The organism is Chenggangzhangella methanolivorans (assembly GCF_042648545.1).
Lineage (GTDB): Bacteria > Pseudomonadota > Alphaproteobacteria > Rhizobiales > Methylopilaceae > Methylopila > Methylopila methanolivorans.
In genome coordinates, this window is the sequence record NZ_JBHRXS010000016.1 from 424,134 (window position 1) to 448,160 (window position 24,027).

Sequence of the window (24,027 nt, forward strand, 5' to 3'; positions counted from 1 at the left end):
CCTCGTGAGGACGTGAGCCTAAAGTTCGCGCTGTCGAGCGCCGGGTCAAGGGCGGCTCACGCCGTCTCGAACACGATGAGCGCGACCGCCGCCAGCGACGAGACGAGGCCCGCGAGAAACACGCGGTCGGCCCAGCGCTCGAGCCCGTGCGCCGCGCCGTCGCGCCGGATCGCCGCGTAGGACAGCAGGCAGCTCGCGCCGAAGCAGAGCGCCGACACGCAGGCGATCTCGTCGGAGAACGTCTCCTTGCCGTGGCCCGAGACCCTCAGCCCCGTGACGATCACCAGCGAGATGCCGAGGAGGTTCGAGGCGGCGTTGAGGATGTGGTGGTGTCTGTCCATGGGCGCCGCTTTCACGAGAGGGAGGCGAGGGCCTCCCGCTCAGGACGCCGCCGGCCCTTCGCGCGTCGGGGCCGCGGGCGTCTCGGCGAAACCATATCCCGGCAGAGGCCGCCTCGCCCAGCGGCCGAGCGCCGCCGGGTCGCGCGCCATGACCAGCGTCGCCTTGGCGAAGTCCTCGCCGGGCTCGGCCCCGTCGTCCTCGATGACGAAGGACGAGCCTTCGCCCGCCGCTTCGACGGCGCGCGCGACCTCCGCGGCCGAAAGCGCCCAGGCGTTCGGGCCGATGCGCCGCGTCGCCGCCATGCGCTTGAAGTTGGCGCAGACCACGCCGCTTTCGCCCGCGATCCGCGCGAGATTGCCGACATAGACGCTCAGCTCCGCCGGGGGCACGTGCTGCATGACGGCGGTGGAGTAGACGAGGTCCGGCCGCAGGGCCTCGGCCTTGGCGAGCCCCTCGGGGCCGATGGTCGCGAAGCCCGGGCGCTTTTCGGCGATCGTCTCGGGCTCGATCAGGGTCAGGCCGTCCTTCCAGAACCGGTCGACGACGTCGAGGCCGAACCAGTTCCCGGCCGCAAGCCGCCGGATGAAGTGCTGGCCGACCCGCAGGCTCCCGCAGCCGTAGTCGACGCAGACCATGCTGGGCTCGACGCCGCGGGCGAAGAACCAGTCGCGATGCGACAGCCCCCGGCCGGCGAACTCCTCGGCCGCCCAGCGGCGCGCGTCCTCGCCCGCCTCGACGGGACGGGCCACGGCGCCGAGCGTGCGATGACGGCCGCCGCGGGCGAGCCGGGCCGAAAGCCGCGCGCCATAGTAGTCGCCGTAGTTTTTGCCGGGATTGGCCCGCGCCCAGGCCTTGTAGCGCATGTCCGCGATCACGCCCGCGACATGCGCGCCGACCCCATGCTCGCGCGAGAAGCCGAGGCGCTCGGCGAGCGAGCCCACGGGCCGCGAGGCCAGATGCAGGAAGCCGAGCTGGAGGGCGGCGGCCGAAAGGGCGGTCGACAACAGATAGGTCCAGGACAGCGCGGCGAGGCTCGGCGCCTCGGCGAACGAGCCTTCGTCGGCGATGTCGGCTCCAATGGCCGCGAGCTTCGAGACCGCGGCGACCGCAAGCAGCAGCGCCGCGGCGCGGGAGAGGCGTCGCCGACGCGACACGAACACGAGGGCGAGCGAGGCCGCGACCCACAGGCCGAGCGCGCTCCAGTCCTCGAGCGCCGTCTCGACGCGCCAGTAGATGATTTCATGCGCGACGATCGCGGCGAACACCGCGCCGACGGCGAGCAGCGGCGCGCGCGTCTCGAACGAGCCCCGGCCCGCAATGCCGACGCCGAGCGCGAACAGCGCGACGAAGATCTGGCTCGCGACCTCGTAGAGCCCGGCCGGCGAACTCTGGTCGTCGGCGGCGTAAACGAAATAGGCCTGCGCTGCGACCACCACCGCGGCCAATGCGAGCTGCGCGAGACCGAGGACGATCAGCAGCCGGCGATGGGAAGGGTCTTGGGCGAAAGCGGCAGGCGTCACGCGGGTCTCCATGTCCTTTGACATCTCGGGACATAGCCGAGTGAGCGGACGATGAGGAGAACGAATAGCCGAGATCCGTCAATGATTTGCGCCCACTGACGGCGGCCTGACAGGCTGGGGCCGGCGGGAAAAACTCAACCGACACGCGCAGCCGCGTCTTCGACGTTCGCAGCCTCGTCACCGAGCGCTGTTTGCACACCGCCGTCATGCCCGGCGGCAGCCGGGCATCCACGACTTGCTGAGATCGTCGAGCGCTACGCCGAAGTCGTGGATGCCCGCAAGGAACTCGGCTGTCGTCGAGTTCCTCACCAAAAATGGTTCAGATCGGCGACAGCCGACCTGAACGGGCGCGGGCATGACGGCTGCGGCTCGATTTGAACCGTCGCGCTTTAGTGCGCCTCCTCCCAGCTCGCCTCGGCCTTGGCCTCGACGAGCAGCGGCACGCGAAGCGCCTTGGCGGGCATGGGCGCCTCCGCCATCACCTTGGTGATGACCGGCAGCGTCTTCTCGACCTCGCCGTCCTCGACCTCGAAGATCAGCTCGTCATGGACCTGCAGCAGCATGCGGGCCGAAAGGCCTGCGGCTTCGAGCGCGCCGTCCATCCGGATCATCGCGCGGCGGATCACGTCGGCGGCGGACCCTTGAATCGGCGCGTTGATGGCGGCGCGCTCGTTGAAGGCGCGCTCGGCCGGGTTCGAGGCCTTGATCGACGGGTAGTGGCACTTGCGGCCGAAGATCGTGGTGACGTAGCCGTCGCGGCGGCAGGCCTCCTTGGTCTCCTCCATGTAGTCGCGGATGCCGGGGAAGCGCTCGAAGTAGGTCTTGATGTACTGCCCGGCCTCTTCGCGCCCGATGCCCAATTGGTTGGCGAGCCCGAAGGCCGAAATGCCGTAGATGATGCCGAAGTTGATCGCCTTGGCGCGGCGCCGCGTCTGCGGGTCCATGCCCTCGACCGGCACGCCGAACATTTCGGACGCCGTCATCGCGTGAATGTCCATGCCGTCCTCGAAGGCCTGGGCCAGCTGCGGGATGTCGGCCATGTGCGCCAGGATCCGGAGCTCGATCTGGCTGTAGTCGGCCGAGACGATCTTCTTGCCCTGCGGCGCCACGAAGGCCGCGCGGATCTTGCGGCCCTCTTCGGTGCGCACCGGAATGTTCTGCAGGTTGGGCTCGGTCGACGAGAGCCGTCCCGTCGTGGTGGCGGCGAGCTGGTAGGTGGTGTGGACGCGGCCGGTCTCCTTGTGGAGATAGGTCGGCAGCGCGTCGGCGTAGGTCGACTTCAACTTCGAGAGCTGGCGCCAGTCGAGAATGCGCGCCGGCAGCTCGTGGCCCTGCGCGGCGAGATCTTCCAGCACGCCCGCGGCCGTGCCCCAGGCGCCGGTCTTGGTCTTCTTCGCGCCCGGAAGCTGCATCTTGCCGAACAGGATGTCGCCGAGCTGCTTCGGGCTCCCGAGATTGAACGGCTCGCCGGCGAGTTCGTGGATCTCGCTTTCGAGCGCCCCCATGCGCTGGGCGAGCTCGCCCGAAAGCCGCGACAGCATCGAGCGCTCGATCGAGACGCCGCGCTGCTCCATGGCCGAGAGCACGGCCGGCAGCGGGCGCTCCAGCGTTTCGTAGACGCTCGTCATGCGCTCGGCGACGAGCCGCGCCTTGAACAGGCGCCAGAGCCGGATGGCGAGATCGGCGTCTTCGGCCGCGTAAGCCGTCGCCTTCTCGATCGAGACCTGCGCGAACCCGACCCGCGCACGCCCCGTGCCTGTCACCTCGTCATAGGTGATCGGCGCATGGCCGAGATGGCGGCGGGAGAGCTCGTCGAGCCCCTGCGCGCCGAGGCCGCTGTCGAGCGCATAGGACATCAGCATCGTGTCGTCATAGGGCGCGACCGAGATCCCGAGCCGGCTCATGATCGTGAGATCGAACTTGATCCCCTGCCCCACCTTGAGCACGGAGGCGTCCTCGAGCAGCTCCTTCAGCAGCGTCAGCGCTTCGGCCGCGGGGATCTGGCCCTCGACCAGCCCGCCGAGCCCCTGGCCCGGCTCCGACAGCAGGTCGCCAGCGGCCGAAAGATGGCCGAGCGGCACATAGGCCGCGAGCCCCGGCTCGATCGCGAGCGACACGCCGACGAGGTCGGCGGTCATCGGATCGATCCCGCTGGTCTCGGTGTCGAACGCCACCAGCCCATGGTCGCGCGCGGCCTCGATCCACTGCGCGAGGCGGCCGACGTCGGTGATGGTCTCGTAAGAGCTACGGTCGATCGCGGCCGAGGAGGCCTCGGCGCGGCGGGCCGCCGCGAGATCCTGCGGGGTCGCGCCTTCGATGCTCGCCCCGGCGCCGCCCTCGTGGGCGGTCGGGGCGACGTAATCCATGCCCTTGCGGGCGCGGCCCTCGGCGGGGCGATATTCGCGCGACTCCGCGGTCGCGGCCTTGGGCGCGCCTTCGCCTTCAGGCTCGGCGGCCGCCTGCCGCTTGCCCGACATCATCTCGGCGTCCGGCGTCACCGACGAGATCTCGACCCCGGTCGCCTCGGCGACGCGGCGGGTCAGCGTCGAAAACTCCATGGCCTTGAGGAAGGCGATGAGCCGCGACGGGTTCGGCTCGTCGACGCCGAGATCTTCGAGCGGCACGTCGAGCGGCACGTTTTGCTCGAGCGTGACGAGCCGCTTCGACACCCGCGCGAGATCGGCGTTGGCGATCAGGTTCTCGCGGCGTTTCGGCTGCTTGATCTCGGCGGCGCGCTCCAGCAGCGTCTCGAGGTCTCCGTATTCCTCCAGCAGCTGCGCCGCGGTCTTGGCGCCGATGCCCGGAACCCCCGGCACGTTGTCGACGCTGTCGCCGGCGAGCGCCTGCAGGTCGATCATCTTTTCCGGCCCGACGCCGAATTTCTCGAACACCTCGTCGGGGCCGATGCGCTTGTCCTTCACCGGATCGAGCATCGTCACGAGGCCGCCGACGAGCTGGAACAGATCCTTGTCAGAGCCGACGATCGTCACCTCCGCGCCGGCTTCGCTCGCCAGCCGCGCATAGGTCGCGATCAGGTCGTCGGCCTCGTAGCCGCCCTGTTCGAGGGCTGCGATCGAGAAGGCGCGCGTCGCGTGCCGGATCAGCGGGAACTGCGGGACGAGGTCTTCGGGCGGGTCCGAGCGGTTGGACTTGTACTCGGCGTAGAAGTCCTTGCGGAACGTGACCTCGGACTTGTCGAAGATCACGGCGAGATGCGTCGGGTCCACCCAGCCGGCGTCGCGCAGCAACTTCCACAGCATGTTGCAGAAGCCCGAGACCGCGCCGACGGGCAGCCCGTCGGAGGGGCGCGTCAGGGGCGGAAGCGCGTGAAACGCCCGGAAAATGTAGGACGAGCCGTCCACGAGGACGACGTGGTCGCCTTTGGCGACAGGGCGGCTTGGCATGCGGACGGGTCCCGGCGGGTCGGGCCGGGACTATAAGCGGCGGGGCCGCGAAGGGAAGGCTGCGCGTCGATCGCGCGTCTCCCCGCAGGGACGGGTCCGGCGCGGGCGCCTGCGCCCGTCGATCACCGGGCGACGATCGGGGGCGCCTCGGCCGCGACCGGGCCCTTGCCCGAGATCCAGAGGCTCGCCTGATCGGGCTCGTCGGCCGGATCGGCGACGCAGATCTCGCCTCGCATGGCGGCTGCGAACTCGTCGGCCTCCGGCAGGCGGGCGGCGCTCCGGGCGCGCTCGGGCCACCACGGCGGCGGCGCGTCCGAGCCGAGCATCCGGCCGAACATCCGCCAGGCGTCCTCCGCGGCGGTGCGGCGGGGCAGCACGCGGATGATCTGCATCATGCCGGCGTCCTCGTGGCCGACGATGTGGCAGTGGTAGACGAACTTGCCGACCATCACCGGATTGGTGAAGGGGATGATGACCGTCACCTCGCCCGGAACACCGTCCCTGGCGTAGGGGATGTTGATCACGTCCCGGAGGCCCGCGACGTCCTCCTGCTTGCCCACCGCCTTGTCGAGCACCAGGAACGCCGTCTGGTGCAGGTGGAAAACGTGCAGCTCGCCGGAGGTGTTGCGCAGCGTCCATTTCTCGACGTCGCCGACGCGCACGGTGGTGTCCACCACGTTCTCGTCGAACTGCTTGCCGTTGATGAAGAAGCTGTTTCCGTCCGCGGTCTCCGAGAAGGTGAAGACGCGCTCGCGCGTGATCGGAAGCTCGCGGATGTCCTTGGCCCGCGGGACGATCGTCTTCTTCGAGGCCGCGGGTTCGTCGCGAAGCCGCTCGCCGAGGCCGCGCGTCGGCTTCGGATCGCCCGCGACCATGAGCGTCCCGATCGTGACCTCGGGATTCGGATCGCCCTGCGGGCCAGTGTCGAGCGCGAGCGACCTCAGCGTGTAGGCGCCTGCGTCTCCGGCCTTCACCGCGACCGTCGTCCGCGCGCCGGGCGAAAGAAACAGCACCTTCTGCTTTTCGGCCCGCGGGAGCACGTTGCCGTCGCGTTCGATCGTCCAGAACTCGTGGCCGTGGAGCGCGACCTTGAAGAACCCGTCGGCCCCGAGATTGCCGATCTGCCAGACCTGCCACTCGCCCGGCCGCGCCTTGATGGGCGGGTTCGAGTAGCCGTTCAGCGTCTTGGTGATCGCGGAGCTCGGATCCTGCTCCGGCAGGTAGATGTCCTTGAACACCATCACGCGCCGCCGCAGCGGGGCGAGCTCCGGGTAATGGGCTTCGAGATAGCCGTCGACGATCAGCATGCCGGACATGCCCGACAGGATCTGCGGCTCGACCACCCCGTGGGCGTGCGGGTGATACCAGTGCAGCCCCTCGGGGTGGTCGGCCGGGAACGGCACCACGTAGTTGAAGCTCGTTCCGGACTTCACCTTCAGCAGCACGTCGTCGCCCGGCGCCTTCGGGCTCACGTCCGTGCCGTGGTAATGGACGTTGGTCCGCATCGTCTTCTTGATCGCGACGTCCGCGGGCCCGATCTCGTTGTTGATCTTGAGCCGCAGCGTGTCGCCGCGCCCGAGCACGAGCGTCGGCGGGATGTAGAGACCGTTATAGACATTGCTGCGGAACCGCTTGCCCGCGACGCGGATCCGGCTCGGCCGCGCGGTCAGCGTCGCCTCGAGCACGCCGTCGCTGGAGCGCAGCTCAGGCGGGTTCGGCAGGTCGTCGATCGCGTCGGGGTCCGCCGCCGTCCCCCGGATGTCGCCGAGGTCCACGACGGCTGCGGTCGGCGGCGTCTCGTCGGCGAGGACCGAGCCGCCAGACCCCAGCAGAAGAAGCAGCGTGACGACAAGTGGTCTCATGATAACCCCCGATCGCGCGAGGCCGATCGAAGTCTATCCCGAGTCGAGCGACCCGCAACAGCTTTGACATGCTTCGGCGGAGCGCCGGACGGAGTGCGCGGGATCCGCTGTCCTCAATGGCTCTCGCACCAGGCGACGACGCGGGAGAAGTCGCCGCGCGCGGCGTCGGCCTTCGGCGCGAGATAGATCATCGTCCCGAAGTCGCCGAAGTCGAAGCCGGCCTCGCCGCCTGAGGCGAGCTCCATCAGCGTGAACCAGGCGTCCGGCTCGGCGAGGTCGCTCCAGCCCGCCGTCTCCGCCTTCCCCGCCGCGAACCTCGCCGCGTCGGCGAAGCCGCCGGGCCAGTCGACGAGCCCGAACATGCGATGGCGCGGGCTAGGCGCCGCCGCCATGGCCTCGCGGACAGCGTCCTGGACAGCGTAGGGCTCCTCGTCGAGACCCGCCTCGGCATAGGCCTCCTCCTCGACCTGAAGGCCAAGCGAGGCGACCGGCCGCAGGCGGCGGATCGCGCGGGAAAAGTCGTCGGTGGAGGCGGCCACGACCACGGGCTCGCCGTTCCGCAGGAAGCCGATCCGGCCGTCCGGCTCGGTCACGGCTTCCAGCTCCTCGTCGCGCGGGGCGGCGACCACGAAACGCGGCGAGCGCCATTCGATCATGGCGTGGGCGCGGCTCGACAGGTCCTCAGCGTCTTGCGGAGAAGGCCTGCGCGTAAGCGGCGCGTCCGCGGGCGAAAAGACCACCGCCCCGTCGCCGAGATCGACGCCGACGAAGAAGGAAAGCAGCCCCGCCTCCGGAACCGGGCCGTGACGTTCGGAAAGGGCGGCGAGGTCGATCTGGGCGAGGAAGTTGAGATGCAGCCCGGAGGAATCGCGCGGCCAGTCGATCCCTTCGCCGAGATCGGGATCGCCGCTGATGCGGCTTTCGCCGATCGCGCCCGGCTCAGGCGCGCCGGCCTCGAACAGATCGACGCAAGGGCGCGCGAGCGCCCGCAGGGCGTCGCGGCGGGGCTCCTGCCGGCACGCCGCGATCGCCGCCGCGAACCGCGCCTCGACGTCCGGAACCTCGGCCCATGCGGCCTCTGCGGCGAGCCGCGCGGCCTCCTCGGCGGCTTTGTCCATCGCGGCGCCGGCCTTTCCCGCAAGGGCTGACAGAGCCGCGTCGCCCTCTGCGAGAGCCTGCGCCGCGCCGGGGGCCTCGACCGTGAACTCCAGGCTCCCGAGCATCGCGAGCAGCGCCGCCTCGACCCATGGCCCGTCGGCCTTGGCGTAGGAGGCTGTCGCGCCGAGGAAGACGTCCGGCTCCGGCGCGTGGAAGAGCGCCTGCCGACGGACCCAGCGCACCGGCTTGCGGGTTTCAGGGTCCTCGAGCCGGTCCTCCATCGCGACCGTGACGCCCGCCCGGCCGCCGGCCGCGATGGGGCCTCTCTCAAACGGCTTCTCGCCGTTGGTCAGCCGCGCGAGGCGGCGCTCGACGATCGCGACGCCCTTCTTGTCCCGGTCGCCGCGTCCGATCTCGAGAACGGACACGGCGAGACCGGGCGGAAAGCTCGCGTCGGATACGACGCGCGCGCTGAGATCGGTCCCGATCGTGACGACGCGCCCGAAGCGCTCGTCGATCTCGACCGAAAACGCCGTCGTCTCGACACGCGCCATTCTCTTACCCCCATCGCTCGACGGGCACGAGATAGGGCGGAGGCTCAAAAGAAAATCCCGGCCGCGCGGGATGCGCCGGCCGGGATCGAAGGCACGCGTGAGGCGCGGAAGACCCTTACTTCGGGAATTCGGCCTGGGCGTCCTTGGTGTAGGCGGTCTGGCCCGGCGTGAAGCCGTTGAGCGAGAGCACGAACGACATGATGGAGTCGAGCTGCTCGTCGGTCAGCGACTTCGGGGCCGTCTGCGGCATGTATTCGTAGGTGTAGCCGCGCAGCTCCGAAACCTGCTTGCCGCCCCACTTCGCCTTGAACTTGTCGCCCGCAAGCGCCGGTCCGAGCGCGCCCTTGCCGTTGGCGGCGTGGCAGGTGCGGCAGTGCGTGTTGTATTCCGATTTGCCCTTGTCGAGCTGCGCCTGGTTGAACGGCCCCTCGGCCGCAACCGCAGGCGCGACGCAGCCCAAGGCTCCGACCGCAAGGCCGGCAAGCATCGCCTGAATGCGCATTGTGCGTTTTCCTCCGTTGGATTTTTCGCAACGGGGGCAAGGCTTAGCGCGCCGGCCGCGGAGACGGAGGCTCCGGACGGCGCGACTTTGTGTCTAGTCTAATAAAAAAGGCCCGCCGACGTGATCGGCAGGCCTTGATTCATTTGAACAATTCCAGGAGCCGCTCACAGCCGACTCCCGTTCATGTGATCACTTCTCGATGTTGATCGCCTTGCCGCTGTCGGCGGTCAGCTCGGCCTGGCCGGGCGTGAAGCCGTTGAGCGAGAGAATGTAGGCCACGATCGGGTAGAGCTGCTCGTCCTTGAGCGAGCCCGGCGCCGTCTGCGGCATGTTCTGGTGGATCCAGGTCGCGACGTCCGTCACGGACTGACCGCCGAACCGACCCTTGAAAACGTCGCCCATCAGCGCGGGGCCGAGAGCGCCCTTGCCCTTGGCGGCGTGGCAGGTGCGGCAATGGGTGTTGTACTCCGACGAGCCCTTGTCGAGCTGCGCCTGAGTGAAGGGGCCTTCCGCGGCCAGCGCCGGCGAGGCGGCGAGGCCGGCGACCAGCAGGCCAGCGAAAGTCTTGTTCAGTTTCATTCGGCGTTCTCCCTTCATGGCTCGTGAGCCATCACGCAAACGTAACTAGCGCGCTCGCGGCGGTAACGAACCAGAGAGGAGCTGTTTTTTCTAATTAAAAGGGCGGATTGCGCCAACAGGTCGCGGGAAGAATGCCCAGGCCCCTATACTTATGGCTAAGTCATTCTGCCGGTTGAAGCTTTGGGCCGGCCGCGCGCGCGCCGTCGATCCGGAAAGCGGCCGGCCGCTCGAACAGGAAGCGTCCCTTTCCGGTGCGCGTCACAAGCCAGTGAAGCGCCAGCGGAACCGTGACGCCGGCGATCGTGACGATGAGCGACACCCAGCCCACATCCGGGATGACGCCGGTCTTCACGAGGATGACGCGGGTCGCGGCCATCGGCAGGAAGAAGGCGAGATAGACCGCGAGCGAGCGTTCGCCGGCGTAGCGCAGCGGCTCGCCGAGCGTCGTCCCGGCGACGAGCGCCGAGGCCGCGACGATCGCAAGCGCGCCCGCCGATCCGAGCAGCAGGCTCACGCCCGGTCGCTCAGAGTAGCCGAAGGCCACCGCCGCGCCGTTGGCGAGCGCCCACGCAGCGAGCGCGGCGACCGCAAGCGCGCGGTGGTCACGCGCAAGATCGGCGGCCGCGAACACGTAGCGGGCGGAGTACCAGCCGAGCATCACGTAGAACAGGCGCGCGCAGAACTCGTCGGGAACCATCCAGCCGGTCTGGACCCGGAGCGTCTCCAGAACGGCCGCGAAGGCGAGCACCAGCAGCGGGTGAACGGACTTCACCAGCTTTGCGAAGACGAAGAAGATCGGCAGCAGGTAGATGAACCAGAGCGTGCCGAAAGGATCGATCAGCGAGATCAGGAACGCGTGCGCGACCGCGCCGATCCCGTCCTCGAGCGCGAGGCCCGGCCATTTGAACGCGCCCTGGATCAGCAGCCAGAGCAGGTAGAAGTAGAGGAAGTGCACGACCTTTCGGTCGAGGTAGCGCCGCCAGGGCCGGTCGACGACCAGCGCGAGGAAGAGGCCCGAGATCAGGAAGAAGTCCGGCATCCGGAACGGCTTCGAGAAGGCGACGACGTGGTGCATGAAGCCCTCGCCGTTCATCGCGATGCCGACGCCGAGCGTCGAATGCATCATGACGACGAGCACGATGCAGACGCCCTTCGCCACGTCGACCCAGTCGACGCGGGGTTCTGCGGAAGCCGGTATTGCGCCTGCGTCAGTCATGGCCGCGCGCTCGTCATGGCGAAATGGAAGATCTGCAGGAACATCCTGCCAGATATTCATCGACTATTCGTCAACGAGCGCGTGACCGCGCGACCTTTCAACTCCTTCGGTTAATCGAAAGAATTCGTTCACTCTACGCAGTCGCCCCGACCGCGCGCCGGATCGCGCCCGCGATCACGGGCGCATGGGCGGAGGGCGGCGCGGCGAGCCGCCCGTAGATCCGGAAGATCGCGGGCTGCACCATCAGGCCGAGCGCCATGGCGGTCGTGAGCGCGAGGTCGGCGCGCGGGATTTCGCCCGCCGCCATCGCCTCGGCGAACACCCGGCCGATCGCCTCGACGGCGTTGTCGGGCGCGTCCGCGGCGAGCTCGCGCAGATGCTCGTGCTGGGAGACGAGCACATAGGCGAAGCCGTCCGGATCGGCGTCGAAGCTCTGCGCGAAGAACGCCACGATCTCGTCGAGCCGCCCGGAGAAATCCGTACGGCCCGCGCGGATCGCCTCCACGCCCTCGGCGAGCGCGCCGTAGCGCGACCGGAACAGCGCGCGGGCGAGCGCCTCCTTGGACGGGAAATGGCGGTAGAGCGCGCCCTCAGTGACCCCGACTTCGGCTGCGATGTCGCGCATTGCAGCGCCGTCGACGCCGCGATGCGCGAACAGCTTGAGCGCCGCCGCCTCGATCCGCGCGCGGGTGTCGCGGGGCGCGGGAGCGAGGGTCATCTGGGCCTCCTGGAGCGCGCACGTTCCGGGAGGCGAAGAGCCTCTTCTCCCCTCCCCCCTGCGGGGAGGGGCCGGGGGTGGGGGTGGCTCCGGACGAGGCTCAGAGGGCGACGACGCTCTACGCCGAACCACCGCCATCGGTCCTGAGCCGCCCCCACCCTCACCCTCCCCGCAAGGGGGAGGGAGGCGGACGCGTCGCGCCCGTCATCAGTCAGGCGGCCGCTCACTCCGCCGCCTCCGGCTCTTCCGGCTGAGGCTCGTCGACCTTCGACCCGCCGGCCGTTTTCGCCGCGAGCTCCTTCAGCCCGACATAGTCGGTCTTGCCCGAGCCCAGCAGCGGGATCTTCTCCACCACGACGATCTCGGCCGGGACCGAGAGGTCCGGCATGCCGGCCGCGCGGAACGCCGCCCGCAGGCCCGGCCGGTCGATCGAGCCGTCGGTCGTCACCAGCACGACGCGTTCGCCCTTGCGCGGGTCGGGCGCGGTGGTGGCGGCGCTCGCGGCTTCCGGCCAGCGCTTCTGGACGACGCCTTCGACCGCGCCGAGCGACACCATCTCGCCCGCGATCTTGGCGAAGCGCTTGGCCCGGCCCTTGATCGCCACGAAGCCCTGCTCGTCGATCGCCACGATGTCGCCGGTGTCGTGCCAGCCCTCGGCCGGCGGCTGGAGCACGCCCGGCTGATCGGCCTTGAGGTAGCCCGCCATGATGTTGGGCCCGCGGATGTGCAGCCGGCCGCCTTCCGTGACGCCGTCCACCGCCTCGAGACGGCTCTCGATCGCAGGCAGCAGGCGCCCGACGGTCCCGGAGCGGTTGAACGTCGGCGTGTTGACCGCGACCACTGGCGAGGCCTCGGTGATGCCGTAGCCTTCCAGGATCCGCAGCCCGAACTTCTCCGAATAGGTCTTCCGGGTCTCGGGCTTCACGGCCTCCGCGCCCGCCACCACGAAGCGCAGCGAGCGGAAGTCGTACGGATGCGCCGTGCGGGCGTAGCCCTGCAGGAAGGTGTCGGTGCCGAACAGCACGGTGGCGTTCGTGCCGTAAACGAGTTCCGGCACGATGCGGTAGTGCAGCGGCGACGGATACATGAAGGTCTTCACCGCCGAGACGAGCGGCAGCAACAGGCCGCCCGTGAGCCCGAAGGCGTGGAACACCGGCAGCACGTTGAACACGACGTCGGACGGGCCGAAGTCGATGCGGGCCGCCACCTGCGCGACGTTCGACAGCAGGTTGCGGTGGGTCAGCACGACGCCCTTGGGGGCGCCTTCCGAGCCCGAGGTGAACAGCACCGCGGCCGGCGCCTCCGGATCGCCCTTCGAGCGCGTTCCGCTCGCCATCAACGCCTTGATCCGGTCGAGCCCGCCGATCTGCTCGCGCACGTCCTCGAGATAGACGAGCCGGCAAGCCTGTCCGAGCGCCGTCTCCTCCTTCTGGAGACGGCCCTTCTCGATGAAGGCGCGCGAGGTCAACACGGTCTTCACTTCCGCCGCCTTGCAGGCGGAGACGAGGTTCGCGGCGCCGGCCGTGTAGTTCAGCATTGCAGGCACGCGGCCCGAGCGGTGGAGCGCGAGGATCGCCAGCACGACGCCGGCGGTGTTGGGCAGCAGCACCGCGACCTTCTCGCCGGGCGCGGTGAAGCCGTCGATCCGGGCGCCGAGCGCCGCGGCGCCCGCCAGCAGCCGGCGATAGGTGAGCTTCACGCCAAGCGCGTCCTCGACCGCGACCCGGTCGAAGCCTTCGGCGCGGGCGGCGTCCACCACCGCCTGATGCACGGTCTTGGCGGTGTCCGTCGTCTGGAAGTGCATGTCGGACATGACGTCCGTCAGCGCCATGCCGGCCGCCTGCCTCCGCTTGCGGCCCACGAGGCTCTGGTCGACCTCGAGCCGTCGCGCGGGCAGGATCGTGACCGTGACCTTCGGGAACAGATGCTTCCGGATCTGTCCGGCCTTCAGATACGAGAACGGCGAGCGGTCGAGCCCCTCGATCCTGACCGGCACCACCGGCGCCTCGGACTTGTCGGCGATCAGCCCCGCGCCGTCATAGACCTTCATCAGCGAGCCCGTGACGCTGATGCGCCCCTCGGGGAAGATCACCAGCCGGTTTCCTTCCTTCACGAGCTTGATCAGCGCGCGGGTCGCGAGCGGCTTGGTGGGGTCCATCGGGAAGGCGCGCACGAGCTTCAGGAACGGCTTCACCCACCAGCGCTCGGCGATCTGGGAATTGACCGCGAACACCGGCTCGTCGGCGAGCAGCGACATCACCAGCGGCGCGTCGAGCAGGCTCGTGTGGTTGACCGCGACGACCGCCTTCGGGCCGGCGTCGGTGAGGTTCTCCATGCCGCGCACCTCGACGCGGTAGACGAGCGACAGGATGAGGCTCGCCGAGTCCCGCAGCATCGAGCCCGGCAGCGCGAGGCCGAGCAGCGGCGCGCCGACGATCGACAGGACGCCGACGAGCAGGAATAGCGTCTGGGTCGATAGGCCCGCGGCCTGCAGCGCGAGCAGCAGCACCGAGCCGCCCACCATGAAGGCGGCGTTGAGCACGTTGTTGGCCGCGATCACGCGGGCGCGGCGGTCCTCGCCGGCCTCGGCCTGAAGGAAGGCGAAGATCGGCACCACGAACAGGCCGCCGGCGGCCGCCAGACCCACCATGTCGAGCGCGACGCGAACGTCCGTCCAGGACCGCAGGAAGTCCCGCCAGCCGACCAGCGGCTCGGCGGGCGTCATGTGCCAGGTCGCGATCGCGAGGTCGATGGCGAAGAGGCCCGTGATGATCCCGGCGATCGGGGTGAGCGCGAGGAGGATGCGCTGCTTGGAGAGCTTGGCGGCCAGCAGCGAGCCGGCCGCGATGCCGACCGTAAACGCCGCGAGGAACAGCGTGACGACGCTTTCCGAGCCGCCGATCACCTGCTTGACCAGCGTCGGCAGCAGCGCGAGCACGATCGCGCCCGTGAGCCAGAAGGCCGAGACCGCGATGGCGGCGATCCAGAGGCGGGGCTGGCGCTTCAGGTCCTTCAGCAGCGCCCAGGTCGAGCGCGCGACGTTCCTGTCGACATGCAAGTCGGGCGCGCGTTCGCCGGTCGGCGGGATCAGGGCCGCGAAGGCCCAGGCGATCACCGAGACCGCGATGGTGGTGGCGGCCACGACCCACGGGCTCGCCTCCGCCACCATGATGCCGCCGCCGACCGTGCCGGCGAGGATCGCGAGGAAGGTCGCGGTCTCGACCAGCGCGTTGCCGGCCACGAGTTCGTTGCGGGCGAGGTGGTCGGGCAGGATGCCGTATTTCACCGGCCCGAACAGGGCGGAGAGAATGCCTGTGAGGATGAGCGCCGCGAACAGCAGCCAGGCCGAGGGGATGATGAAGCCGACCGCGGCGATGACCGCGACGCCGATCTCGCCGAGCTTGAAGAGCTTGGCCATCCGCGCCTTGTCGTAGCGGTCGGCGAGTTCGCCGCCGAGGGCCGACAGGATGAAGTACGGCGCGATGAACAGCGCGCCCGCGAGCGTGACGAGCAGCGGGCCGTGGTCGCCGCCGATCTTGTAGAGCAGCAGGATCGCGAGCGCGTTCTTGACGAAATTGTCGTTGAAGGCTGCGAAGAACTGGCAGCCGAACAGCGGCGCGAAGCGCCGGGCGCGGAGCAGCGAGAACATCATGGTCAGGGTCTCGGCTTCTTGGACGTGAGTAAGTGTTTACTCACGTCACCGACAGATTGCAAGCGGGCTTGCTGAGCGACTGGTTCCGAGCGTTTGAGCGAAGGACGCGGCCCGAAGCGCGGAGACGCCCGGCGCATCCACCAGCGTCATGCCCGGCGCCTGCCGGGCATCCACGACTTTCTGGGATCGTGGAGCTCTACGCCGAAGTCGTGGATGCCCGCGCTGCCCGCGGGCATGACCCGCGCCGTGACGCCAAAGCAGCTCGCTCCGAAAATGCCTAGCGCTCAACCGGAAACAGCCGGCTTTCTCGCCCAGGCGCCGAACATCACGTCGCCGACATAGATAGCGTCGGTCGCCGTCCGCTCCGCGTCGAGCCGCGCCTGAAGCGTGTCGACGTCGACCTCCTCGGCGCTCGCGACGCCATGGGCCACGATCCGGGGCAGGCAGGCGCGCACGATGGCGCCGAGCGCGTAGGGCGCGGTCGGCGTCTGCACGATCGCCTCGGCGCGCACCTGCTCCACGCCGAGCCCGGCGCGCGTCAGGATCGCGTGCAGATGGAAGCCGATGTGGAGATCGGCGCCCTCGCGCTCGATCATGCGCTGCAGCCAGCCTTGCGCGCGGGCGTGCAGCGGGAACGCGGTCAGGCTCGCGGGGGTAAGCGTCGCGTCGTGCTCCTGAAAAATGATGATCCCGCCCGGCCGCAGACGCTCGGCGAGAACGCGGACGGCCTCGACGGCGTCCGCCTGGTACATGAGGACCCGCCGCCCCACGATCGCGTCGAAATCGTCGAGCGTCGCGGGTAGATCGGCGATGGCGGCCTGCGCGAAGGTCGGAACGGCGGAGCCAGCCGGGACGTCCCGGCCGCGCGCCCGTTCGAGGGCGGCGCCGTCGAGATCGACGCCGACCGCCGCTCCGGCCTCGCCGACGAGCGCGGCCGCGAGCAGCGTCACGTCGCCGAAGCCGCAGCCGACGTCCAGAACGCGCATCCCGGGCCGCAGCCCCGCGTCGACCAGCAGCCGGGCGGTGAAGTCGGGGGGTGCGGTCAAGACGCTGCGGCCTCTCGTTCAGGGCTACGGGCGGGATCGCCTGCGACGGCGACGCGCCGCGCACCCCTAACATGCCGCAGCGCCGCTTGACGGGGCCGGCGGATCGCGTCGCTTATCTCCTCGCCATGACCACGCAGCCCGCCCACGGCGCCGTCGCCGACGCGCTTCCCTCGAACTGGGTCGATCGCCGCGCGCCCGCGGCTTGGCGGCCCTATCTGCGTCTCGCGCGCGCCGACCGGCCGATCGGGGCGTGGCTGCTGTTCTGGCCCTGCGCGTGGAGCGCAGGGCTTGCGGCGGTCGCCTCTGGAGCGAGCTGGCCGAACTTCTGGCATCTGGCCCTCTTCGCGATCGGCTCCATCGCCATGCGGGGCGCGGGCTGCGCCTACAACGACCTCGTCGACCGCGACATCGACGCGCAAGTCGCGCGCACCCGCTCGCGCCCCCTGCCCTCGGGACAGATCACCGCGAAGCAGGCCGCGCTGTTCCTCGCGGCGCTCCTCGCCGTCGGGCTCGCGGTGCTTCTGGCGCTGCCGGCCTTCGCGATCCTGGTCGGCGTCTGCTCGGTGCTGCCGGTCGCGCTCTATCCGTTTATGAAGCGCATCACCTGGTGGCCCCAGGCGATGCTCGGCATCTGCTTCGGCTGGGGCGCGCTGATGGGCTGGGCCGCGACCTTCCACGAGCTCTCCGCCGCGCCGTTCGCGCTGCACGCCGCGGCGTTCCTATGGATCATCGGCTACGACACGATCTACGCCCATCAGGACAAGGAGGACGACGCGCTGGTCGGCGTCGGCTCCACGGCGCTGCTGTTCGGGGAGAAGACCCGGCCGATTCTCGCGGGCTTCTACGCCGGCGCGGTCGCGCTTCTGGCGCTCGCGGCCCATGCCGCGGGCGGCGGCGCGCTGGCGTTCGCCGGCGTCGCGGCCTTCGCGGCGCATCTTTGCTGGCAGACCGTCCGCCTCGACATCGACGACCCGGCGCTTTGCCTGAAGCTCTTCAAGTCGAACCGCGAGGCCGGCGCGCTCGTCTTCCTTGGTCTCGTGGCGGACGCCGCCCTTCGGTTCTAGGATCGCCCCATGAACGAGTCGCCGCCCGTGAAGGATCCCGTCACCCCGGAGCACAAGCGCTTCGTGCTCAGCCAGGCCTCGTTGCGGCTCTGGATCATGGCCGCGGCGATCGTCGCGCTCGGCGTGTGGCTGTTCGTGGAGCTCTGACGCCATGACCGGCGCGCGCGCCATGGCGCTGGCGATCGCCGCCGTCGCGGCCCTTTGGGCTCTCTACAACGTCTCGACGCTGATCGGCGACGGCGTGTTCTTCATGCCGGGCAACCGCATCGGCGGCGTCGGCCACTGGCAGGCGACGTCCGAGACCACCACGCTGGTGATCGCCTTCGTCATGGCGATCTATTGCGCCGCGCCGCTGTTCTTTCTCGCGCTCGCGCGGCGGCAGGCCAGATGACCCGACAGCCGCCCAAGATGACGAGGACCGTCTTCCAGACCCTCGGGGCGGCGCTCTATCTCTATTGCGTCTGGACGCTCTACACCGCCCTCACGAGCGGCCTGGTGTGGGGCCGACCGAAAATCGGCCCGAAAGACTGGTACGGCTACGCCGACCACCCAACGCAATACGTCCTGATCGTCGGCGTCAGCGCGCTGGTGGTCGCAGGGCCGGCGCTCGCATGGGGCGGATTGCGGCTGATCGAGGCTCTTGAGCGGCGAAAGCCCTCGCCCGCCGCCACGCCTGTCGCAGACCCGTCTCACACCCGCCCGGCCGATGAGCGCTAAGTCTCAGTTCCGCGCGATGATTTCGCGCTCGCCCTGATGGACCGGCGTCTCGGCGGTCAGCTTCCCCGTCCGGCGCTTGGCCTGGAAGCGGGTGCGGCGGCCCTTGAGCAGCCCTTTGCCGCGGCGCGGACGCGGGCGGCCGATCTCGAGCGCGCCGAGGCGGGCGGAGGGCGTGCGCCGCACCCCGTCGAGTTCCTCGATCAGCAGCGGCAGCGCGAGCGCGCGGCCCCAGGAGCGCCATTCGGCGATCGCGTCGCCGTCATGCGGCTCGACGGCGAGCGGCACGTCGAGCGCCCGATCGCGATGGGCGAGCACGACCTCGACGCGGTCGCATTCCGGCTTCTCGCCGGGGGCGAGCCGCATGGCGACGCCCGAGAAGGTCGAAAGCGGAACCGCGATGCGCATCGAAATACTCCCGATTGTCCTGTCCAAGACGACGCGCGCGCCTTCCAGCGTCACGCGTCGCTCTCCGCCGTCCGCCCCGGCGTCAGGCGCCGAGAAGCGGAGGGGGAGAGCCTTGGGATCGAGCCGGCCGGCCGACCCCGTTCCGGCGCGCGGTTTCGCGCCGGCTTCGGTCTGACGTCCCACTGTCCAGTCTCCCTGAAGGCCCATTTGTTTCGGGCTCTTCGCTTGTAGGGCGACTATGCATGGGGCTCCGGCGCTATCGGCTTAACAGGACTGGTGAATCCTTCCTGACCTGAGGGGTTTGGCGACCTCATCTTCTCTCATGCTGAAGACGACCTTGCCGAACAGGGTAAGAATGGGATGAACGGCCCATCGTCGCAGCCGGCCCGCGGCGGCCATCCGCGCTTGCGTCGCGCCGCTCCTGCCGACACTTATGGGGCCGGCCGCCCGTCTCTCCGCATCGCTCAAGGACCGCCCGACCATTGCCCTCGCCCGACGCGCCGATCGATCTCGAACGCCTTCTGCCTCGCATCGAGGCCATCGTGCGGGAGGCCGGCGACATCGCCCTCGGATTTTTCCGGGACGGAGCGCGCAACTGGACCAAGGCTGACGACAGCCCCGTCACCGAGGCCGACATCGCGGTCGACCGCTTTCTCGGCGCGGCCCTGCCCCCGCTCGTGGAAGGCTCGGGCTGGCTGTCGGAGGAGACCGCCGACGACGGCGAGCGGCTCGGCGCGCGCCGGGTCTGGATCGTCGACCCGATCGACGGCACGCGGGCCTTCGTCGAGAAGAAGCCCGAATGGGTGGTGTCGGTCGCCCTCGTCGAGGACGGCGCGCCGGTGGCGGGCGTCGTGCGCAACGCTTGCGTCGACGTGACCCATGCGGCGATCCGCGGAGGCGGCGCGCGTCTGAACGGCGCCATAGTGCGGGCCGAGGATTCAGAAGGGCTTTCGGGGCTGAGGGTCGGCGGCAGCAAATCGATGATCACGCCCTTGAAGCCGCATGGCGCGGACGAGGGACGCTGGCACTACGCGCTCGCCAACCGGTTGGTGCAGGTGGTGGGCGGAGATCTCGACGCCGCCGTCGCCCGGCCCAACGCCCATGACTGGGACATCGCCGCCGCGCACGTCATCCTCGAGGAGGCCGGCGCGACGCTGATCGGCCTCGACGGCGCGGCCCCGACCTACAACCGCGCCTCGACGCGCCATGGCGGCCTCATCGCCGCCGGCCCGCGCCGCGCGCAAGCGATCGCCGCCGCCCTTCAGGGCTGGCAGGCCTGACCGGAGAGGACCCGATGAGCGAGACGACCCCCAAGCAGCTCCTGCACCTCGTCTTCGGAGGCGAGCTCGAGAACGTCCAGGGCGTCGCGTTCAAGGACGTGCCGGGCCTCGACATCGTCGGCATCTTCCCCGACTACGCCTCGGCGCGCGCCGCCTGGAAGTCGAAGGCGCAGGCGACCGTCGACAACGCCCAGATGCGCTATTTCGTCGTGCATCTGCACCGCCTGCTGGAGCCGGAGACGGCGGCCTGAGGGTTTTGGCTTTATTCTGACGCACATCCCACCCTCACCCTCACCCTCACCCTCCCCTGCCCCGGGGGAGGGTGACGGCAGACGTTGAAGCCAAGGGGACGAGCACCCTTCTCCCTCCCTCGCAGAGGGGAGGGTGGCGCGCCGCGGCACGCGGCGTGACGGGTGGGGTGGCTTCCCGATAGGCAGCCGCACCCGTCACTCCCGCAACGGCCGGCTGTCCAGTTCTGCGAGGATCGTCTCGATCACGCCCTCGACGTTGCGATCGACATCGACGTTCCAGAACCGCAGCACCCGGTAGCCGAGCCGCTCCAGAGCCGCATCACGCGCCACGTCGGCCGACCCGCCATGCTGGCCGCCGTCGACCTCGACGATCAGCCTCCGCCTTCGAAACGAAAAGTCCGCGACGAAGCCGCCGATCGGATCCTGCCGCCGCGGATGATGGCCGAGCGGCCGAAGCTCGCGGAGCCGCGTCCAGAGCTTGGCCTCCTGCGGGGTCAGCGATCTTCGCAGCGCTCGGGCGCGTTCGACGGACATTTCGGCAGGTTAACCGGCGCCGGCGAGGCTGTCGTCAGCGTCAGCGCTCGATCCGGAAACCAACCCCACCCTCACCCTCCCCCTCCCCTGTCCCAGGGGAGGGTGGCTGTAAACCTTGAGGGTTAGGGGAAAAGCGCCCTGCTCCCTCCCTCGCGGAGGGGAGAAAAGCGGCAGCCGCTCAGCCCTTGCCCATCGCGCGGGTGAGGGCTGCCTCGGGGCCGGCGTAGGCCTCCTGGCGCTCGACGTTCCAGTAGCGGAGCTCTTCGAGCGGGATCGGCTGGCCGGTCACCGCGCAGCGCACGAACGAGCCCGGGCGCACGACGCGGAAATCCGAGTCGAGATAGCGGAGTTCCGCCTCGCCAGACGATTGCGGTCGCTCGTAGCGGTTCATTTCGGTCGCGGGCCCCAGCGGCGTCGGTCCGGGAGCATATAGTCCCGGCGGGCGGCCGGCGCAAAGGCCGGCCGGGACGCGGACGGAGCCTTCAGGAGAACAGAGCGTCGACGTCGTCCTGGTCGATCGCCACGCCCTTGTCCTGCGGCCCGTGCAGCAGCAGCTCGCGGGCGCGCTTTTCTTGCGCGGTCTCGACGCCGGACGGTTCGGCGTCGGTCCGCACCGCCGAGGCGAAGCGGCCGATGCGCTCCTCGATGTGCTCGAGCGTCGCGATCACCCGCGCGATGCGCTGGCCCGTGAGGTCCTGAAACGAGCAGGCCTCGAAGATCGCCATGACCTTGTCGTTGACGACCGCGCGCATGGTCGCCTCGTCCTCAGACGTCGCGGCCATCATGGCCTCGGCCGCCTCCATGATGGAGTTGGTGGCCTCCTCGGTCGCGAGCACGATGGCGCCGAGATCCTCGCCGGCCTTCGGCAGGCGGTCGGACCGGAGCTCGCCCGCGCGCAGATGCGCGATCTCGGTCCGCATGTTGAGGATGTAGTCCGAGATCTCCCGGAGCTCGCGATAGATCGACCGGTCGATCGTCGCGAAGAAGGCCTGCATCGACTCCGCGGTGATCTCGGCGAGCGCGACGACGTCGCCGAACGTGGCTTCGCCGCCGGCCTTCGCGCCGACATAGTCCCGCACCCGTTCGAAGGGCTGCTCAAGAGCGTCCTTGCGCGCCGCCGAGGCCATCAGCCGAACACCGCTTCGATCTTCGACTGCAGCGTCTGCGCGTTGAAGGGCTTCACGATGTAATTGTTCACGCCCGCCTTCTTGGCGAGAATCACGTTCTCGGTCTTGGCCTCGGCCGTGACCATGATGAAGGGCGTCCGGTTGAGGTTGTCGTCGGCGCGCACTTCCTTGAGGAGCTCGATGCCCGTCATCGGCTCCATGTTCCAGTCGGAAATGACGAGCCCGTATTTCTTGTCGCGCATCTTGGCGAGCGCGGCCGAGCCGTCGGTGGCCTCGTCGATATCCTGGAAACCGATCTGCTTCAGCAGATTGCGGATGATGCGCAGCATCGTGTTGTAGTCGTCCACGATCAGGACGGGCATGTTGTGGTCGAGCGCCATCAGCGAGGCTCCGGCAGGTCCGTTGCGAAGCGACCGCGCGACGTCGCCGGCGGTCCATGGGGCCACTTTCTCGCGCGGCGATTGAGATTTCGTTTCCCTTCATCCGTCCGACAAAAGGCGCGTTGCGCCGCAGCGAAGCGCGCAGCAGAGTGCCGGCGCGCCATTCCCTGAACGATCCCAGAGTTCCATGACCGCCGCTCTCCAGACGTCGGACGAAGACCCGCACCGCCACGGCCCTCAGATCGCCTTCGAGGATCTCGAGGTCGGCCAGCAGGCCGAAATCCGCCAGCTCGTCACCGAGGACACCGTCCGCAAGTTCGCGGCGCTCTCGGGCGACACCAATCCGGTGCATCTGTCGGAGGCCTATGCGGCCAACACCCGCTTCGGCGGGCGCATCGCCCATGGCCTGTTCACCGCGAGCCTGATCTCGGCCGTGTTCGGCACCAAGCTGCCGGGGCCCGGCGCGATCTATCTTTCGCAGACGCTGAAGTTCCGCGCGCCGGTGTTCATCGGCGACGAGGTCGTGGCGCAGGTCGAGATCACCGCGCTCGACCCGAGCCGCCAGCGCGCGACCTTCTTCTGCACCTGCATGGTGGGCGAGAAGACGGTGCTCGACGGCGAGGCCCAGATCATGGTGCCGACCCGCGACGAGATCGAGGCCGAACTCGCCTGAAACGCGGCCCGAACAGGCCGCACTTGACGGCCGGCCCGCCGGCGGGCCACCTCGCGGCGCAGCACGTCCTTTCCGCGCCGATGGCCGATCCCCTGATGCCTTCCCGCCTTCTCGTCGATCCTGCGACCCTTCCGCCGGAGCTCCGCGACGGCCACGTGATCGTCGGCAATTTCGACGGCGTCCATCGCGGCCACCAGTCGGTCGTGCGGCAGGCCTGCGAGGTCGCCCGGCCCGCCGGCCGGCCGGTCGTCGCGCTGACCTTCGAGCCGCATCCGCGCACGTTCTTCCGCCCCGACCAGCCGCTCTTCCGCCTGACCGACCGGGACGAGAAGGCGCGCCTGCTCGCCCGCGCCGGCTGCGACGCGACCGTGACGCTGACCTTCGACGCAGACCTCGCCGCGATGGAGGCCGAGGCCTTCGTGGCCGACGTTCTGGTCGACCGGCTGGGCGCGCACACGGTCGTGGTCGGCTGGGACTTCCATTTCGGCCGCGGCCGCGTGGGCTCGCCCGCCTTCCTCGCCGAGGCCGGGCCGCGCCACGGGCTCTATGTCGAGGTCGCGCCGCCCTATGGCGGGCAGACGCCGGTGTCCTCGAGCGCGATCCGCGATCTTCTGGCCGACGGCCAGCCGCTTCCCGCGGGGCGCCTGCTCGGACGGCTCTGGACCTTCGAGGGCGACGTCGCCCACGGCGACAAGCGCGGGCGCGAGCTCGGCTTTCCGACCGCCAACATCCGGCTAGCGCCGGAGACGCGTCTGGCCTTCGGGATCTACGCCGTCCGCGCGCTCGTCGACGGCGAGGTCCGAGAGGGCGTCGCGAGCTATGGCCGCCGCCCGCAGTTCGACGACGGCGCGCCGGTGTTCGAGATCTACCTGTTCGATTTTTCCGGCGATCTCTACGGCAAGCGCCTGCGGGTCGAGCTCGCGGCCTATCTGCGCGCGGAGGCGAAGTTCGAGAGCGTCGAGGCGCTCGTCGCGCAGATGAGCCGAGACTGCGAGGACGCGAAGGCCGCGCTGCGAGGCCCGCAGGATCCGCTCGCGCCGAGCGCGATCGTCTGAACCTTTGCGCCCCCGCCCGCCACTGTGATGCGGATGCGACGAAAGCGG

Annotated in this window: 24 protein-coding genes; 8 read left to right on the forward strand and 16 right to left on the reverse strand. The window is 69.6% G+C overall.

The window, feature by feature from the left end; genetic code table 11:
* Window positions 1–56: 56 nt before the first annotated feature.
* From ACFOWB_RS23905 to ACFOWB_RS23955, 11 genes are all read right to left on the reverse strand, one after another.
* On the reverse strand, window positions 57–341 hold the full coding sequence (locus tag ACFOWB_RS23905) for a hypothetical protein (protein WP_261404815.1): 285 nt from the start codon (window positions 339–341) through the stop codon (window positions 57–59).
* Window positions 342–380: 39 nt separating this feature from the next.
* Window positions 381–1,862, reverse strand: coding sequence for a hypothetical protein (locus tag ACFOWB_RS23910; protein WP_378149782.1), 1,482 nt, complete (start codon window positions 1,860–1,862; stop codon window positions 381–383).
* 389 nt (window positions 1,863–2,251) lie between these two features.
* Window positions 2,252–5,266 (reverse strand): DNA polymerase I, encoded by a 3,015-nt coding sequence (gene polA, locus ACFOWB_RS23915; protein WP_378149784.1) that lies wholly within the window; start codon window positions 5,264–5,266, stop codon window positions 2,252–2,254.
* Window positions 5,267–5,388: 122 nt separating this feature from the next.
* Window positions 5,389–7,128, reverse strand: a complete 1,740-nt coding sequence (locus tag ACFOWB_RS23920) for a multicopper oxidase family protein (RefSeq protein WP_378149787.1) — start codon at window positions 7,126–7,128, stop codon at window positions 5,389–5,391.
* Window positions 7,129–7,241: 113 nt separating this feature from the next.
* Window positions 7,242–8,780 carry a DUF1963 domain-containing protein gene (locus tag ACFOWB_RS23925; protein ID WP_378149789.1) on the reverse strand — a complete coding sequence of 513 codons (1,539 nt, stop codon included), beginning with the start codon at window positions 8,778–8,780 and terminating at the stop codon, window positions 7,242–7,244.
* Between the two features lie 115 nt (window positions 8,781–8,895).
* Entirely contained in the window at window positions 8,896–9,282 is a 387-nt protein-coding gene (locus ACFOWB_RS23930; protein WP_261404821.1) for a c-type cytochrome, read from the reverse strand.
* A 189-nt stretch (window positions 9,283–9,471) separates the two neighbouring features.
* The gene (locus tag ACFOWB_RS23935) at window positions 9,472–9,861 is read right to left on the reverse strand and encodes a c-type cytochrome (RefSeq protein WP_261404822.1); all 390 of its coding nucleotides are present in this window, start codon (window positions 9,859–9,861) and stop codon (window positions 9,472–9,474) included.
* Window positions 9,862–10,021: 160 nt separating this feature from the next.
* Window positions 10,022–11,077 carry an acyltransferase family protein gene (locus tag ACFOWB_RS23940; protein ID WP_261404823.1) on the reverse strand — a complete coding sequence of 352 codons (1,056 nt, stop codon included), beginning with the start codon at window positions 11,075–11,077 and terminating at the stop codon, window positions 10,022–10,024.
* 133 nt (window positions 11,078–11,210) lie between these two features.
* Window positions 11,211–11,795, reverse strand: coding sequence for a TetR/AcrR family transcriptional regulator (locus ACFOWB_RS23945; protein WP_261404824.1), 585 nt, complete (start codon window positions 11,793–11,795; stop codon window positions 11,211–11,213).
* A gap of 223 nt (window positions 11,796–12,018) precedes the next feature.
* Entirely contained in the window at window positions 12,019–15,447 is a 3,429-nt protein-coding gene (locus ACFOWB_RS23950) for an acyl-[ACP]--phospholipid O-acyltransferase (protein ID WP_261404825.1), read from the reverse strand.
* Window positions 15,448–15,731: 284 nt separating this feature from the next.
* A complete protein-coding gene (locus ACFOWB_RS23955) occupies window positions 15,732–16,493 on the reverse strand; it encodes a methyltransferase domain-containing protein (protein ID WP_378149793.1) in 762 nt (253 codons plus the stop codon).
* 125 nt (window positions 16,494–16,618) lie between these two features.
* On the opposite strand from ACFOWB_RS23955, the gene ubiA reads away from it, so the two are divergent.
* Genes ubiA through ACFOWB_RS23975 form a run of 4 tightly spaced genes read left to right on the forward strand, consistent with a single transcriptional unit; the run spans window position 16,619 to window position 18,274 of the window.
* Window positions 16,619–17,557 (forward strand): 4-hydroxybenzoate octaprenyltransferase, encoded by a 939-nt coding sequence (ubiA, locus tag ACFOWB_RS23960; protein ID WP_261404827.1) that lies wholly within the window; start codon window positions 16,619–16,621, stop codon window positions 17,555–17,557.
* A gap of 9 nt (window positions 17,558–17,566) precedes the next feature.
* Complete coding sequence (locus ACFOWB_RS23965) at window positions 17,567–17,704, forward strand: hypothetical protein (RefSeq protein WP_378149795.1); 138 nt, start codon at window positions 17,567–17,569, stop codon at window positions 17,702–17,704.
* A 4-nt stretch (window positions 17,705–17,708) separates the two neighbouring features.
* Window positions 17,709–17,948, forward strand: coding sequence for a hypothetical protein (locus ACFOWB_RS23970; protein WP_261404828.1), 240 nt, complete (start codon window positions 17,709–17,711; stop codon window positions 17,946–17,948).
* Window positions 17,945–18,274: a hypothetical protein gene (locus ACFOWB_RS23975; protein ID WP_378149797.1), complete on the forward strand. Its 330-nt coding sequence runs from the start codon at window positions 17,945–17,947 to the stop codon at window positions 18,272–18,274. The genes ACFOWB_RS23970 and ACFOWB_RS23975 overlap by 4 nt, the downstream gene beginning before the upstream one ends.
* Before the next feature lie 3 nt (window positions 18,275–18,277).
* Here ACFOWB_RS23975 and ACFOWB_RS23980 read toward each other — a convergent pair whose 3' ends face one another.
* Entirely contained in the window at window positions 18,278–18,886 is a 609-nt protein-coding gene (locus ACFOWB_RS23980; protein ID WP_378149799.1) for a DUF6101 family protein, read from the reverse strand.
* A gap of 275 nt (window positions 18,887–19,161) precedes the next feature.
* On the opposite strand from ACFOWB_RS23980, the gene ACFOWB_RS23985 reads away from it, so the two are divergent.
* Window positions 19,162–19,959 carry a 3'(2'),5'-bisphosphate nucleotidase CysQ gene (locus tag ACFOWB_RS23985; RefSeq protein ID WP_261404830.1) on the forward strand — a complete coding sequence of 266 codons (798 nt, stop codon included), beginning with the start codon at window positions 19,162–19,164 and terminating at the stop codon, window positions 19,957–19,959.
* Between the two features lie 14 nt (window positions 19,960–19,973).
* The gene (locus ACFOWB_RS23990; RefSeq protein ID WP_261404831.1) at window positions 19,974–20,210 is read left to right on the forward strand and encodes a DUF4170 domain-containing protein; all 237 of its coding nucleotides are present in this window, start codon (window positions 19,974–19,976) and stop codon (window positions 20,208–20,210) included.
* Between the two features lie 195 nt (window positions 20,211–20,405).
* On the opposite strand, the gene ACFOWB_RS23995 is transcribed toward ACFOWB_RS23990, so the two are convergent.
* The 4 genes from ACFOWB_RS23995 to ACFOWB_RS24010 all read right to left on the reverse strand — a co-directional run bounded on the left by ACFOWB_RS23995 (window position 20,406) and on the right by ACFOWB_RS24010 (window position 22,251).
* Entirely contained in the window at window positions 20,406–20,744 is a 339-nt protein-coding gene (locus ACFOWB_RS23995; RefSeq protein WP_261404832.1) for an endonuclease domain-containing protein, read from the reverse strand.
* A gap of 178 nt (window positions 20,745–20,922) precedes the next feature.
* Window positions 20,923–21,135: a DUF2093 domain-containing protein gene (locus ACFOWB_RS24000; RefSeq protein ID WP_378149802.1), complete on the reverse strand. Its 213-nt coding sequence runs from the start codon at window positions 21,133–21,135 to the stop codon at window positions 20,923–20,925.
* Window positions 21,136–21,226: 91 nt separating this feature from the next.
* Window positions 21,227–21,871, reverse strand: a complete 645-nt coding sequence (locus ACFOWB_RS24005; RefSeq protein WP_261404833.1) for a protein phosphatase CheZ — start codon at window positions 21,869–21,871, stop codon at window positions 21,227–21,229.
* A complete protein-coding gene (locus ACFOWB_RS24010) occupies window positions 21,871–22,251 on the reverse strand; it encodes a response regulator (protein WP_378149806.1) in 381 nt (126 codons plus the stop codon). Before ACFOWB_RS24010 ends, ACFOWB_RS24005 begins: the two co-directional genes overlap by 1 nt.
* A gap of 187 nt (window positions 22,252–22,438) precedes the next feature.
* Between ACFOWB_RS24010 and ACFOWB_RS24015 the strand changes: the two genes are divergently transcribed.
* Both ACFOWB_RS24015 and ACFOWB_RS24020 read left to right on the forward strand, forming a co-directional pair.
* Window positions 22,439–22,924, forward strand: a complete 486-nt coding sequence (locus ACFOWB_RS24015; protein WP_261404834.1) for a MaoC family dehydratase — start codon at window positions 22,439–22,441, stop codon at window positions 22,922–22,924.
* Window positions 22,925–23,019: 95 nt separating this feature from the next.
* Window positions 23,020–23,979 carry a bifunctional riboflavin kinase/FAD synthetase gene (locus ACFOWB_RS24020; RefSeq protein ID WP_378149809.1) on the forward strand — a complete coding sequence of 320 codons (960 nt, stop codon included), beginning with the start codon at window positions 23,020–23,022 and terminating at the stop codon, window positions 23,977–23,979.
* Window positions 23,980–24,027: the final 48 nt, after the last annotated feature.

What these genes read in the sequence shown, in the direction of transcription:
- ACFOWB_RS24010 (WP_378149806.1), bottom strand. Translation starts at nt 22,251, where the DNA reads ATGGCGCTCGACCACAACATGCCCGTCCTGATCGTGGACGACTACAAC.
- ACFOWB_RS23975 (WP_378149797.1), top strand. Translation starts at nt 17,945, where the DNA reads ATGACCCGACAGCCGCCCAAGATGACGAGGACCGTCTTCCAGACCCTC.
- ACFOWB_RS23920 (WP_378149787.1), bottom strand. Translation starts at nt 7,128, where the DNA reads ATGAGACCACTTGTCGTCACGCTGCTTCTTCTGCTGGGGTCTGGCGGC.
- ACFOWB_RS23940 (WP_261404823.1), bottom strand. Translation starts at nt 11,077, where the DNA reads ATGACTGACGCAGGCGCAATACCGGCTTCCGCAGAACCCCGCGTCGAC.
- ACFOWB_RS23945 (WP_261404824.1), bottom strand. Translation starts at nt 11,795, where the DNA reads ATGACCCTCGCTCCCGCGCCCCGCGACACCCGCGCGCGGATCGAGGCG.
- ACFOWB_RS23980 (WP_378149799.1), bottom strand. Translation starts at nt 18,886, where the DNA reads ATGGGCCTTCAGGGAGACTGGACAGTGGGACGTCAGACCGAAGCCGGC.
- ACFOWB_RS23925 (WP_378149789.1), bottom strand. Translation starts at nt 8,780, where the DNA reads ATGGCGCGTGTCGAGACGACGGCGTTTTCGGTCGAGATCGACGAGCGC.
- ACFOWB_RS24020 (WP_378149809.1), top strand. Translation starts at nt 23,020, where the DNA reads ATGCCTTCCCGCCTTCTCGTCGATCCTGCGACCCTTCCGCCGGAGCTC.
- ACFOWB_RS23950 (WP_261404825.1), bottom strand. Translation starts at nt 15,447, where the DNA reads ATGATGTTCTCGCTGCTCCGCGCCCGGCGCTTCGCGCCGCTGTTCGGC.
- polA (WP_378149784.1), bottom strand. Translation starts at nt 5,266, where the DNA reads ATGCCAAGCCGCCCTGTCGCCAAAGGCGACCACGTCGTCCTCGTGGAC.
- ACFOWB_RS24015 (WP_261404834.1), top strand. Translation starts at nt 22,439, where the DNA reads ATGACCGCCGCTCTCCAGACGTCGGACGAAGACCCGCACCGCCACGGC.
- ACFOWB_RS23930 (WP_261404821.1), bottom strand. Translation starts at nt 9,282, where the DNA reads ATGCGCATTCAGGCGATGCTTGCCGGCCTTGCGGTCGGAGCCTTGGGC.
- ACFOWB_RS23990 (WP_261404831.1), top strand. Translation starts at nt 19,974, where the DNA reads ATGAGCGAGACGACCCCCAAGCAGCTCCTGCACCTCGTCTTCGGAGGC.
- ACFOWB_RS23995 (WP_261404832.1), bottom strand. Translation starts at nt 20,744, where the DNA reads ATGTCCGTCGAACGCGCCCGAGCGCTGCGAAGATCGCTGACCCCGCAG.
- ACFOWB_RS23970 (WP_261404828.1), top strand. Translation starts at nt 17,709, where the DNA reads ATGACCGGCGCGCGCGCCATGGCGCTGGCGATCGCCGCCGTCGCGGCC.
- ACFOWB_RS24005 (WP_261404833.1), bottom strand. Translation starts at nt 21,871, where the DNA reads ATGGCCTCGGCGGCGCGCAAGGACGCTCTTGAGCAGCCCTTCGAACGG.
- ubiA (WP_261404827.1), top strand. Translation starts at nt 16,619, where the DNA reads ATGACCACGCAGCCCGCCCACGGCGCCGTCGCCGACGCGCTTCCCTCG.
- ACFOWB_RS23965 (WP_378149795.1), top strand. Translation starts at nt 17,567, where the DNA reads ATGAACGAGTCGCCGCCCGTGAAGGATCCCGTCACCCCGGAGCACAAG.
- ACFOWB_RS23935 (WP_261404822.1), bottom strand. Translation starts at nt 9,861, where the DNA reads ATGAAACTGAACAAGACTTTCGCTGGCCTGCTGGTCGCCGGCCTCGCC.
- ACFOWB_RS24000 (WP_378149802.1), bottom strand. Translation starts at nt 21,135, where the DNA reads ATGAACCGCTACGAGCGACCGCAATCGTCTGGCGAGGCGGAACTCCGC.
- ACFOWB_RS23905 (WP_261404815.1), bottom strand. Translation starts at nt 341, where the DNA reads ATGGACAGACACCACCACATCCTCAACGCCGCCTCGAACCTCCTCGGC.